General features: G+C 61.7%; 12 protein-coding genes. 7 read left to right on the plus strand and 5 right to left on the minus strand.

The features are described 5' to 3' along the window. Positions 1-49: 49 nt before the first annotated feature. The 3 genes from EOB80_RS33645 to EOB80_RS33655 are packed head-to-tail and all read right to left on the minus strand — an operon-like array spanning position 50 to position 2,545. Complete coding sequence (locus EOB80_RS33645; RefSeq protein WP_127322822.1) at positions 50-466, minus strand: cupin domain-containing protein; 417 nt, start codon at positions 464-466, stop codon at positions 50-52. Between the two features lie 5 nt (positions 467-471). Continuing rightward, the gene (locus EOB80_RS33650; protein WP_127322821.1) at positions 472-1,335 is read right to left on the minus strand and encodes a phosphoenolpyruvate hydrolase family protein; all 864 of its coding nucleotides are present in this window, start codon (positions 1,333-1,335) and stop codon (positions 472-474) included. 13 nt (positions 1,336-1,348) lie between these two features. Further along, positions 1,349-2,545: a Tm-1-like ATP-binding domain-containing protein gene (locus EOB80_RS33655; protein ID WP_127332280.1), complete on the minus strand. Its 1,197-nt coding sequence runs from the start codon at positions 2,543-2,545 to the stop codon at positions 1,349-1,351. 112 nt (positions 2,546-2,657) lie between these two features. Here EOB80_RS33655 and EOB80_RS33660 point away from each other — a divergent pair, with 112 nt between their 5' ends. The 7 genes from EOB80_RS33660 (at position 2,658) to EOB80_RS33690 (ending at position 9,477) form a co-directional block, all read left to right on the plus strand. Further along, on the plus strand, positions 2,658-3,353 hold the full coding sequence (locus tag EOB80_RS33660) for a TetR/AcrR family transcriptional regulator (protein WP_127332282.1): 696 nt from the start codon (positions 2,658-2,660) through the stop codon (positions 3,351-3,353). A gap of 360 nt (positions 3,354-3,713) precedes the next feature. After that, positions 3,714-5,030 carry an extracellular solute-binding protein gene (locus tag EOB80_RS33665; protein WP_127268333.1) on the plus strand — a complete coding sequence of 439 codons (1,317 nt, stop codon included), beginning with the start codon at positions 3,714-3,716 and terminating at the stop codon, positions 5,028-5,030. Between the two features lie 70 nt (positions 5,031-5,100). Further along, positions 5,101-6,006: a sugar ABC transporter permease gene (locus EOB80_RS33670; RefSeq protein ID WP_023812446.1), complete on the plus strand. Its 906-nt coding sequence runs from the start codon at positions 5,101-5,103 to the stop codon at positions 6,004-6,006. Between the two features lies 1 nt (position 6,007). Beyond that, positions 6,008-6,967, plus strand: coding sequence for a carbohydrate ABC transporter permease (locus EOB80_RS33675; protein WP_127268334.1), 960 nt, complete (start codon positions 6,008-6,010; stop codon positions 6,965-6,967). Continuing rightward, complete coding sequence (locus EOB80_RS33680; protein ID WP_127268335.1) at positions 6,964-7,185, plus strand: hypothetical protein; 222 nt, start codon at positions 6,964-6,966, stop codon at positions 7,183-7,185. The genes EOB80_RS33675 and EOB80_RS33680 overlap by 4 nt, the downstream gene beginning before the upstream one ends. After that, complete coding sequence (locus EOB80_RS33685; RefSeq protein ID WP_127332284.1) at positions 7,182-8,285, plus strand: ABC transporter ATP-binding protein; 1,104 nt, start codon at positions 7,182-7,184, stop codon at positions 8,283-8,285. The genes EOB80_RS33680 and EOB80_RS33685 overlap by 4 nt, the downstream gene beginning before the upstream one ends. A 106-nt stretch (positions 8,286-8,391) precedes the next feature. Then, positions 8,392-9,477 (plus strand): ABC transporter ATP-binding protein, encoded by a 1,086-nt coding sequence (locus EOB80_RS33690; protein ID WP_127268316.1) that lies wholly within the window; start codon positions 8,392-8,394, stop codon positions 9,475-9,477. 116 nt (positions 9,478-9,593) lie between these two features. Here EOB80_RS33690 and EOB80_RS33695 read toward each other — a convergent pair whose 3' ends face one another. Then, a complete protein-coding gene (locus EOB80_RS33695; protein ID WP_127332286.1) occupies positions 9,594-10,025 on the minus strand; it encodes a DUF4437 domain-containing protein in 432 nt (143 codons plus the stop codon). A gap of 152 nt (positions 10,026-10,177) precedes the next feature. Then, positions 10,178-11,149 carry an AraC family transcriptional regulator gene (locus EOB80_RS33700; RefSeq protein ID WP_164762828.1) on the minus strand — a complete coding sequence of 324 codons (972 nt, stop codon included), beginning with the start codon at positions 11,147-11,149 and terminating at the stop codon, positions 10,178-10,180. Positions 11,150-11,405: the final 256 nt, after the last annotated feature.

Here is an 11,405-nt window from a genome sequence, read left to right on the forward strand (position 1 = left end):
AAATGTCCGGCAGGACAATGAGGGGCAGCGCTACCCTAGAACAAGTTCATCACTGCCCCGGCGCGATCAGCCTGAAATCCGGCAGCTCGCGCAAAACCAGTTCAGGCCCGGCCGGCGAATAGACGACGAAAAGCTGCATCGGCCCGTCGCCGGTGTTGAGCGTCGAATGAAAGCGGCTTTCCGGGACATAGATGGTGCAGCCGGGGCCGACTTTTGCGACCACCGGATTGCCCTTTTCGTCCTCGACCATCTGCTCGCCATGACCGGAGATGACGAAGATGATTTCTTCCGCGCCCGGATGGTTGTGGCGCGTGTGACCCTTGCCGGAAGGCAGGTCCACCACACCGCCGGAAAACCGGGTTGCGCCATTCACTTCGGGCGCCACCGTCAGCGCCAATTTTCCCCAGTCGAAGCCGAAGGCGCTGACGTCCTTCGGGTAGACAAACATTTTGCTCTTGTCGGTCATCTCTCTCATCCCTTCTTTTTCTTCGTGGTCTTCTGGCCACCAAGTGTCACCGATTTGAAATCAGCGGTCTGCCGGGCGATCGCGGCTTCTGCCGGCAGCCGTTCCATCGAGCTGGCGCCATAGAAGCCGTGCAGACCCTTGGCATGGGAGAGGATGTAACGGGCGTCGTCCGGCATCGAGATCGGGCCGCCATGGCAAAGCAGGATGACGTCCTTGCGCACCGAGCGCGCCGCGTTGGCGATGGCGTCGATCTCGACGACGCAGTCGTCGAGCGACTTAGCCGATGTCGCGCCGATCGAGCCGCCCGTCGTCACACCCATATGGGCGACGACGATGTCGGCGCCGGCCTTGGTCATGGCGCGGGCTTCGTCGGGGTTGAAGACATAGGGCGTGGTCAAGAGGTCGAGCTTGTGCGCCTCGGCGATCATGTCGACCTCAAGGCCGAAGCCCATGCCGGTTTCCTCGAAGCTCTGCCGCATGCTGCCGTCGAACAGGCCGATGGTGGGAAAATTCTGCACGCCGGAAAAGCCCATGGTCTTCAGCTCTGCCAGCAGCAGCGGCATGATGACGAACGGGTCGGTGCCGTTGACGCCGGCCAGCACAGGCGTGTGTCTGACCACCGGCAGCACCTCATAGGCCATTTCCTTGACGATCTCGTTGGCATTGCCATAGGCGAGCAGGCCGGCGGCCGAGCCGCGCCCGGCCATGCGGTAGCGGCCGGAATTGTAGATGATGATGAGGTCGATGCCGCCAGCCTCTTCGGCCTTGGCTGACAGGCCGGTGCCGGCGCCGCCGCCGACGATCGGCACGCCCTTGTCGATCATTCCCCTGAATTTCTTCAATATGTCCTTGCGCGGTATGGCGGGCATTTTTTGAGATCTCTCACTGTCTGGCGATGTCGAGGAAGGCCGATGTTGCAGCCTTTGCGAATTCCGGGTCGTTGATATGCAGCGGCAGGCGCGTCACGCGGCGCTTGCCGTTGGGCTGGATGGTGCGCTCGATGGCTTCGAACAGAACGGCGTCGGCTTCCGGGTTGAAGAAGGCGCCGCCTTCGATGTCGAGCGCCGAGACGCCTTTTTCCGGGATGAGAAAATGCACCGGCCCTCCGCAGCGGGCGAGCCTGGTGCCGATCCACTCGCCGATCGCGCGGCATTCGTCCGCCGTGGTGCGCATCAGCGTGACATTGGGATTGTGTTCGTAGAACAGCCGATCGCGATAGGGCTCCGGAATGGTCGAAGGCGCCCAGAAGTTCACCATGTCGAGCGCGCCGACGGAGCCGACATAGGGCAGCCCCGTGCGAACTATGGCGCCGAAACGATCCTCCGTCGCCGGCAGCACACCGCCGAACAGCAGATCGCAAACTTCGGTCGTGGTGATGTCGACGACGCCGGACAGCAAGCCGCTGTCGGCCAGCTTTTCCATGCTGCGGCCGCCGGTGCCGGTGGCGTGGAAGACCATGCAGTCATATCTGGAACGGAGCTGGTCGGCGATGGCGGTCACGCAAGGCGTTGTGACGCCGAACATGGTGAGGCCGATCGATGGTTTGCCGTCGGGTGGCGGCGCCGGCTTGGTTGCCATGCCTTGGATCGCCTGGGCGGCATTGTGCAGCACGACACGGGAGATCCGGTTCAGTCCGGCCATGTCGGTCACCGCCGGCATCATGATGATGTCGGAGACATCGACATAGGGTGCGGTATCGCCGGAGGCGAGCGTCGAGACCATGATCTTGGGCAAGCCGAGCGGCAGGGCGCGCATGCCCGATGTGATGATCGAGGTGCCGCCGCCGCCGCCAATGCCGATGATGCCGGAAATGTCGGTGCGCGACTGGACGAAGCGGGCGAAGGCGATGCCCATCGCGGCGACCGCGGCGCCACGGTCATTGCCGCCGAGCACGGCGTCACGGCCGCCGGGATGATGGTCGGCGATTTCCATAGCGCCGATATCGACGGGGATGGTTGCGTCGCGCGTTCCGACATCGACACGGCAAACGATGGCGCCCGCAGCAGTGATCGCATCGGCCAGGAAGGCGAGCTCCTCGCCCTTAGTGTCCGCGGTACCCACCACATAGATACGCTTCATTTGCGCTCCCCCGATCCTGGCAGGCGCGATGCCGCCCCCATCGCTCATTGCCCGGGCCACTCGACGATGCGGACACCATTGCAAATTTTTGAGACGCGCGTATCGTATTGGTATGAATGTCTCACGTCAACAATCCACTGCGAGCGACGACGCTGAACGGGCAACCGGCCCGGTGCCCGAACGTGGGCCGCGCGCGCGGACCAAACGGCTGATGCTGGAGACGGCAACAAGGCTGATGCAGGCGGGCGTCACGCCCTCGGTCAGCGAGGTCGCCGAGGCGGCCGAGGTTTCCCGTGCCACCGCCTATCGTTACTTCCCGAGCCAGTCGGCACTGGTGCAGGCCGTCGTCGACGAGGGGCTGGGGCCAATCCTCACCTGGCGATCGACCTCCGCCGATGCCGAGCGCCGGGTCGCGGAGCTGTTCGATACGGCCATGCCGCGCATCGAGGCCTTCGAGGCCACGTTCAAGGCAGCACTGAAGCTGTCGCTCGATCAATGGGCGCGGCGTCAGGCCGGCACGCTGGGCGCTGAGCCCGCCTTTACGCGCGGCCATCGCATCGACTTGCTGAAAGATGCGATCGCGCCGCTCAAGAGCCGTTTGCCGCCGCGCGACTTCAAGCGGCTGGCGCAGGCGCTGTCGCTGATCTTCGGCGTCGAGGTGCTGATTGTGCTTAAGGATATCTGGGGACTGGACAGCCGCCGGACGAGGGCGGTCGCCCATTGGGCGGCCGGGGCGCTGGTGCGTGCGGCAGTCGCGGAATCGGTCGATGAAGGAGGCAGCCTCGATCCGAAGGCAGTCATGAAATAGAGCCTATCTGGTTCGACCAGATTGGCATGCACGCTACTGATCTTAGCCGTTGAGTGGGGTGTCGGACAATACCCAATCATATCACTGAGTAGGAAAATCTTGGTAAAACAGGCAGATAAAGCCGGAATCCAATGGCAATGGCCACGTCAAGCTGTCAAGAAAGGGCTTGACGTGCATGCAAAATTGGTAATACCAGATTGGATCAGAAAAGCGGATCGAAAGTGAGGGCTGCGATCCATTTTCCGGCAGGGGCGAGGAGGCTCGAAACCGGGAAGGTGCGATCACGGGAGGAACTACCAGGGCCGGCCCCGTTGCCGGCTCGCACGATAAGGTAGAACGCGCACAAGGGAGGAAATCATTATGCGCAAGTTAGTGACCAGCGCACTTGCTGGTATCGGCTTAACGCTTGCCTGCGGAACGTCCGTTTACGCGCAGGACAAAGAACTCACCATATTCTGGGCGGAATGGGATCCGGCGAACTATTTGCAGGAACTCGTCAACCTCTACGAGGCCGAGACCGGCGTGAAGGTCACGGTCGAAACCACACCTTGGTCCGACTTCCAGACCAAGGCATTCACCGAGTTCAACGCCAAGGGCAGCGCCTACGACATGGTGGTCGGCGACTCGCAGTGGATCGGTGCCGCATCCGAGGCGGGCCACTATGTCGACCTTACCGACTTCTTCAACAAGCATAATTTGAAGGAGGTGATGGCGCCGGCGACTGTCAAGTACTACGCCGAATATCCGTCGGCCTCCGGCAAGTACTGGTCGATCCCGGCCGAGGGTGACGCAGTCGGCTGGTCCTACCGTAAGGACTGGTTCGAGGACCCCAAGGAAATGGAAGCCTTCAAGGCCAAGTATGGCTACGATCTCGGCGTGCCGAAGGATTTCAAGGCGCTGCGGGACATTGCCGAATTCTTCCACCGTCCCGACCAGAAGCGCTACGGCGTCGCCATCTACACCGACAATTCATATGATGCCCTGGTGATGGGCGTCGAGAACGCCATCTTCTCCTACGGCGGCGAACTTGGCGACTATGCCACTTACAAGGTCGACGGGATCATCAACTCCGATCAGAACGTCAAGGCGCTCGAGGTCTACAAGGAACTCTATTCCTTCACACCTCCTGGTTGGGCCAAGAGCTTCTTCATCGAGGACAACCAGGCGATCACCGAGAATCTGGCTGCGATGAGCATGAACTACTTCGCCTTCTTCCCGGCGCTCATCAACGAAGCCTCGAACCCGAATGCCAAGAACACAGGCTTCTTCGCCAACCCTGCCGGCCCGAACGGCGACCAGTTCGCCGCGCTCGGCGGCCAGGGCATCTCCGTCATCTCCTATTCCAACAACAAGGAAGAGGCGATGAAGTTCCTGGAATGGTTCATCAAAGACGAGACGCAGAAGAAGTGGGCGGAACTCGGCGGTTACACGGCAAGTGCCAAGGTGCTCGAGTCGCCTGAATTCCAGAACGCCACGCCTTACAACAAGGCCTTCTACGAAACCATGTTCAAGGTGAAGGACTTCTGGGCGACGCCGGAATATGCCGAGCTGCTCATCGCGATGAACCAACGCGTCTATCCGTACATCACCGGCAATCAGGGCACGGCCAAGGAAGTGCTCGATGCGCTCGCCGCGGACTGGAACGCGACGTTCAAGAAGTACAACCGCGTGAAGTAAACCGCACCAACGCTCGGAAGGGGTGGGAGCCCACCCCTTCCGTTTTCTTTTCTCAAGGAAGGAACTGGCTTTGGCCACTGCAGTCATGACCACGCTGGATCCCAACTCGCGCTCCGCCACCCGCGGCATGAGCGACCTCACGATCCGAAATCTCTTCATCATTCCGACGATCGTTTTCCTGATCGTCTTCAACATCTTTCCACTGCTCTATTCGCTCGGCTATTCGTTCACCGACTTTCGCGCGTCGAGCCCGGCGGCGGCCAATTTCGTCGGACTGCAGAATTACCGCGAACTGCTCAACGACCCGTTCATCTGGTCGAATTTCGCCATCACCGCCAAATATGTCATCGTCTCCGTGGTCGGTCAGGTCATCGTCGGCTTTGGCGTGGCGTTGCTGCTCAACCGCGATATCCCGCTGAAGGGCCTGCTGACGACACTGCTGCTGTTGCCGATGATGCTGTCGATGGCCGTCGTCGGTCTGTTCTGGAAACTGCTCTATGATCCGTCATGGGGTGTCATCAACTATGCACTCGGCCTCGGCAATTTCGAGTGGCTGTCCAACCCTGACATGGCGCTCTACGCGGTTGCCATCACCGACATCTGGATGTGGTCGCCCTTCGTCATGCTGCTGTCGCTTGCCGGCCTGTCGGCAGTGCCGAAGCACCTCTACGAGGCGGCGGCGATCGACCGCGCCGGCTCGTTCTATACCTTCTTTCGCATTACGCTGCCGCTGGTCGCGCCGATTCTGATGATCGCGATCATCTTCCGCACCATGGAGGCGTTCAAGACCTTCGATCTCGCCTACATCCTGACCAGCCAGCCAACCACCGAGGTGATCTCGATCCGGCTCTACAAGATGGCGTTCCAGGAATGGCAGACCGGGCGCTCCTGCGCGCTTGCCTACATCGTGCTGATCATGGTGCTGGCTATCACCAACATCTACGTCAAATACCTCAACAAGGTGAAGGAGCGCTGAGATGGCCGCCGTCCGCACTTCTTCCGAAATCGGCTTCAATCGCGTCGCCATCGTCGTTGTCCTTTTGGTGACGATCATCTTCCTCGCGCCGATCTACTGGATTGCCTCAACGGCGTTCAAGCCGCGCAATCTTGCCACGACCATCCCGCCGACGGTGGTGTTCCAGCCGGAGATATCGCCCTTCGTCAAACTGTTCACCAAGCGCTCGCAACTGCGCAGCGCGCCGACGCCGGAAGAGTATGCGGCAGCGCCCTGGTGGGAGCGCGTCGTCTTCGACGGCGGTGAAAAGATCGTGCGCGACGGCAAGGGCCAGGTGCAATGGTCCGGCTATCCGAGCCGCTTCATGAACTCGCTGATCATCGCCATCACCTCCACGGTGCTGGCGGTCGGCATGGGCACCTTCACCGCCTATGGCTTTTCGCGCTTCAAGGTGAAGGGGGAGGCTGACCTGCTCTTCTTCATCCTGTCGACACGCATGCTCCCGCCGGTGGTGGTGGCGATCCCGATGTTCCTGATGTACCGGGCGGTCGGCCTCAACGACACGCATGTGGGCCTGATCATCCTCTACACCGCCTTCAACCTGTCCTTCTCGGTGTGGCTGATGAAGGGTTTTATGGATGAGATACCGAAAGAGTATGAAGAGGCGGCCCTGGTCGACGGTTACACGCGCATGGAGGCCTTCTTCAAGATCGTGCTGCCCGAGGCGGCCACCGGCATCGCCGCCACCGCGGTGTTCTGCTTCATCACCGCGTGGAACGAATATGCCTTCGCACTGATCATGACCAACCGCCGCGCCCAGACCGCACCGCCCTTCATCCCGAGCCAGGTCGGCTCGGGCCTGCCGGACTGGACGGTGATCGCCGCCGGAACCTTTCTATTCCTGCTGCCGGTCGCGATCTTCACGTTCCTGCTCCGCAACCATCTGCTGCGCGGCATGTCCTTCGGAGCGATTCGCAAATGAGCTTTCGTGCCATCAACCAGAAATATCTGGAGCCCGGTTCGCAGGTGCTGATGGTGCTCGGCATCATAGCACTCTGCCAGCCCTGGAACCTGTTGTTGCACACATATGGCCTGACCATCATCCTGATCGGGCTGGTCGGCTTCAACGTCACCTCCAAGATCGCGCCTGAGGAAAAGGCCGGCACCGGCCAGGTGCGCAATCCGGGAGCACAGCATTGACCCAGATCGAGCTTCGCGGCGTCCAGAAATTCTTCGGCGCCGTCCAGGTCATCAAGGACCTGAACCTCAAGATCGCCGACAACGAGTTCATCGTTCTGCTCGGCCAGTCGGGCTGCGGCAAGACGACGACGCTGCGGGCCATCGCCGGGCTGGAAACGATCGACGAGGGCGACATCCTCATCGACGGCAAACCGATCCAGCATCTAAAGGCCGCCGACCGCGACATTGCCATGGTCTTCCAGTCGTTCTCGCTCTATCCGCATATGAGCGTCTACGAGAACATCGCCTTCCCCTTGCGCGCCACGCGCAAGAGCAAGACGGAGATCGACAGCGAGGTTCGCTCCGTCGCCAAGACGCTGCAGATCACCGATCTGCTGGACAAGAAGCCATCGGCGCTCTCGGGTGGCGACATGCAGCGCGTCGCCATTGGCCGGGCGCTGGTGCGGCGGCCGAAGGCCATGCTGATGGACGAGCCGATCGGCGCGCTCGACGCCAAGCTGCGCGAGGAGATGCGGGCCGAGATCAAGCGGCTGCACATCAAGCAAGGGTCGACGACCATCTATGTGACGCACGACCAAGTCGAGGCGATGAGCCTCGCCGACCGCATCGTCATCATGCATGAAGGCGTGCTGCAGCAGGTCGGCTCGCCCGACGAGGTCTATTCGCACCCGGCCAATCTGTTCGTGGCGCAATTCGTCGGCAGTCCGGTGATGAACGTCGCCGATGCGGCAGTCGCCGAGACGGCGTCCTCGGTCTCGGTGACGGTCGGCGGGGCTCCCGCCGGCTTCGAGTTCCCGCGGTCGCTGCTGTCGAAGCTCAACGGCCATGCAGGCGGCCAGCTCGCGCTCGGCATCCGGCCGGAAGGCGTTCTCATCCGCCGCGAGGCGACGGAGGGGTTTTTGCCGGTCGAGACGCAGATCGTCGAGCCGCTTGGCTCCTTCGACATTGTCGATCTCAAGGTCGGCTCAAAGATGCTGCGCGCACGCACCAAGAGCGGCTTCGTCGCCGGTCCCGGCCAGAAGGTGTTCGCCAGGATCGATCCGGCCCAAGCGCATTTCTTCGACACGGCAAGCGGCAAGTCGCTGGGAGTGAGATTGTGATGGCCGAAGGACACGAAAGGCCAATGACTTGGCCTTTCGAACAATCGAACGCCCGGAGCTATAGCGGAGGGCAGACACCCTCGAAAAAGAGATCGGGACGATAGACATGGCCCATATCCAGCTCAAGAACATCTCGAAGACTTTCGGCAACCACACTGCGCTCACCGGGCTCGATCTCGATATTGCCGATGGCGAGTTCTTCGTGCTGCTGGGCGAGACGGGCGCCGGCAAGACGACGACGCTGCGGCTTATCGCCGGCCTGGAAAAGCCGAGCGAAGGCCAGGTCTTCATCGACGGCGTCGACGTCGCCGACTGGGGTGCGGCCGAGCGTGACGTGGCGCTGGTGCTGCAGCAATACTCGCTCTATCCGCGCTACACGGTGCGCGAAAATCTCGAATTCCCGCTGAAGCCGAAAATTCGCCGGCTGCCCGACGCCGAGATCAAGGATCGCGTCGACCGTGCCGCCCGTACGCTGCGGATCGAGCACCTGCTCGACCGCAAGACGGATCGGCTGTCCGGCGGCGAGATGCAGCGCGTCTCGATCGGCCGCGCCATCGTGCGCAAGCCGCGTGTGTTCCTGATGGACGAGCCGCTGTCTGCGCTCGACGCCAAGCTGCGCGAGGCGCTGCGGACTGAACTGAAGAACCTGCAGATGCAGCTCGGCGCCACCTTCCTGTTCGTCACCCACGACCAGATCGAGGCGATGTCGATGGGCGACAAGGTCGGCGTGCTCAACCATGGCCGCATCGTTCAGACCGGCACGCCGCACGAGATCTACAACAATCCGCGCGATACCTATGTGGCGAGCTTCGTCGGCTCGCCGCCGATGAACCTCATCGACGGCAAGCTTGTGAACGGCCGCGCGGTGATGGCTCCGTTGAACTTCGAACTGCCTTTTTCGGGGGGAGCCAAAGCGGGCGGGGCGACCGACGGTCGCCCGCTCGTCTTTGGCATTCGTCCCGAGGACGTCTATCTCGAGAGCGGCGCGCCGGTCGAGGCGCATGTTCACGACGTCGAGAACCACGGCGTCGAAAAGATCCTGACGCTGCGCGTCGGCGACGCGACACTGCGTGCCACCGTGCCGGCCAGGACCGACGTCGCCATCGAGCAGGCGGTGCGCTTTGCCTGGAACCCCGACAAGGTGGTGCTGTTCGACAAGGGCAGCGGCGTCAGCTTGCGACACGCCTCATAAAGCGCGTCGCGCTGAAACGGATTCATGCGACGCGCTTTAGGTCTTTGTTTTTGTGCATGTCGTTCTCCCAAAACCGAGGTCACTTTTGGGCGACATGCGTGAGGCCGCATCCCAGCCTATTTCTGGAAGTAGGTTTCGTAGGGCGTGTCGTTGATCAGCAGGATCACGCATTCCGTGTCGGAGACGCAGGCGTCGTCATGCATCTCATTGGCTTTCTGGGTCCAGTAGGATCCAGGAGGCAGTTCGACCTTGGTCGCCTCGCCGCCATCCATCTGCCAGTGCGCCCACAGCCCCTTTATGACCACCGCACGATAATCCGCGGTGTGCGCATGGACCGGTGCACGCCAGTTGCCGGGAACCTTCAGCAACGTACCTGCCGGGCCCTTGGCCCGCTCGCCCCACAATGGGCCAAGACGATGCGGCTGGTCGGGCACTTCCGCCACATAGGGGATCTTGTCGGCCGGCAGGTAGCTGTCCTCGAGGGCAAAGGCGCGCCCGGGAACCGCAAGCATGACGGCGAGTGCGATGACCTTCGGATGATTTGGCATGGTTCTCCTCTTCGGACCGACTGGACGCCGGCCTCTGGCTGCCTGGTTATGGCAAGCTATTGCATGCGGGTGGCCCGGCAATGGCATTGCGTCCGGAAGGCTTGGCAATTCATCCAGACCCTGCGATCCATGGCCGCGGATCCGGGATCGCCTCAGCGGTTTTCGGAGGTGCCGTCGACGGTGCGCAGGTGGCTGGGCGAGATGCCTATGATGCGCTTGAACGCCCGGCTGAACGACGCTTCGGAATCGTAACCCAGTCTGGCGGCGACCACCGAAACCCGCATCCGATCATCGATCAGCCATTGCCGCGCCTGGTGCATGCGTATCCGGGCGACATATCTCGCCGGTGTTTCGCCAACGACGGCCGTGAAGCGTTCGGCGAAGGCCGATCGCGAGGCGCCCATTTCGCGCGCCAGCGCTTCGACAGTCCAGTTCCTGTCGGGCTGCAGATGAATGGCGGCAAGTACGCGGCCGATGTCGCGATCCCTGATCGCCGCGATCCAGCCTCTGGTGTCGCCGCCGCTGTTTTCCACCCATGAACGGATGATGCTTGCAGCCAGTACGTCGGCCAGCCGCGCCAGCATGCCGCCGGAACCGGCGCGGTTCATGGTGATTTCGCTGGCCATGGCTTGCAGCAGATGCGGAATACCTGGCTCGCCAGCCATCAATTCCTTGGCGCGCATCATGTCCGGCATCATGCCCAGCAAGGGGTGCGGTCCGTCCATGTTGAAGTGCATGCTGCCGCAAAACAGCAAGATTTTCGGGCCGTGGCCGCCATTGGAGACATTGAAGACATTGTCCTGCAAAGGCTCGACAGTGTAGCTTTCGATCGGCACGGCAGGAATGCCAGGCGCGCTGGCAACGACATGCTCGGCGCCGCGCGGCAAGAGCAACGCATCGCCGGGTGTCAGCTCAATCCATTCTCCGGCTGGCGAAAACAGCCAGCATCCGCGGCGGCCAATGAAGTGAAACCGCGCAGCCTTCTGGGCTGGAAACAACACGGCCCATGGCTCCGAAAGTTCGCAGCGGCCATAGTCGACGCCATCAAGCCGCAATCCGCGCAAGATGTCGGTGAGCGGACCCTCCGAGGCCGGCAAGGCAGTCTTGGGCGAGGTGAAAACCATGCGGATTTTTCTAGAGCAGTTCATCGTTTAACGGAAACGTTGAACCGCTCCATCTCTTTGTTTTGACGCAATTCCGGACGGAAAAACCGCTTCACACTTTTCCTGGAATTGCTTTAGCCTGGAATCACCAGTCCGTCACGGCCTCCATGCGTCGGCTCAGGGCAACGAACTCGGGTCAACGGGTTCCTTCGGAGCTTTCGCCAGGCGTAGGGACGGAGCATCAAACGAAAAACCCGCCTGTGCGGCGGGTCACTGG

The organism is Mesorhizobium sp. M7A.F.Ca.MR.245.00.0.0, from assembly GCF_003997415.1.
In the GTDB taxonomy this organism is placed as follows: domain Bacteria; phylum Pseudomonadota; class Alphaproteobacteria; order Rhizobiales; family Rhizobiaceae; genus Mesorhizobium.

What these genes read in the sequence shown, in the direction of transcription:
- EOB80_RS33645 (WP_127322822.1), bottom strand. Translation starts at nt 466, where the DNA reads ATGACCGACAAGAGCAAAATGTTTGTCTACCCGAAGGACGTCAGCGCC.
- EOB80_RS33650 (WP_127322821.1), bottom strand. Translation starts at nt 1,335, where the DNA reads ATGCCCGCCATACCGCGCAAGGACATATTGAAGAAATTCAGGGGAATG.
- EOB80_RS33655 (WP_127332280.1), bottom strand. Translation starts at nt 2,545, where the DNA reads ATGAAGCGTATCTATGTGGTGGGTACCGCGGACACTAAGGGCGAGGAG.
- EOB80_RS33660 (WP_127332282.1), top strand. Translation starts at nt 2,658, where the DNA reads ATGAATGTCTCACGTCAACAATCCACTGCGAGCGACGACGCTGAACGG.
- EOB80_RS33665 (WP_127268333.1), top strand. Translation starts at nt 3,714, where the DNA reads ATGCGCAAGTTAGTGACCAGCGCACTTGCTGGTATCGGCTTAACGCTT.
- EOB80_RS33675 (WP_127268334.1), top strand. Translation starts at nt 6,008, where the DNA reads ATGGCCGCCGTCCGCACTTCTTCCGAAATCGGCTTCAATCGCGTCGCC.
- EOB80_RS33680 (WP_127268335.1), top strand. Translation starts at nt 6,964, where the DNA reads ATGAGCTTTCGTGCCATCAACCAGAAATATCTGGAGCCCGGTTCGCAG.
- EOB80_RS33690 (WP_127268316.1), top strand. Translation starts at nt 8,392, where the DNA reads ATGGCCCATATCCAGCTCAAGAACATCTCGAAGACTTTCGGCAACCAC.
- EOB80_RS33695 (WP_127332286.1), bottom strand. Translation starts at nt 10,025, where the DNA reads ATGCCAAATCATCCGAAGGTCATCGCACTCGCCGTCATGCTTGCGGTT.
- EOB80_RS33700 (WP_164762828.1), bottom strand. Translation starts at nt 11,149, where the DNA reads ATGGTTTTCACCTCGCCCAAGACTGCCTTGCCGGCCTCGGAGGGTCCG.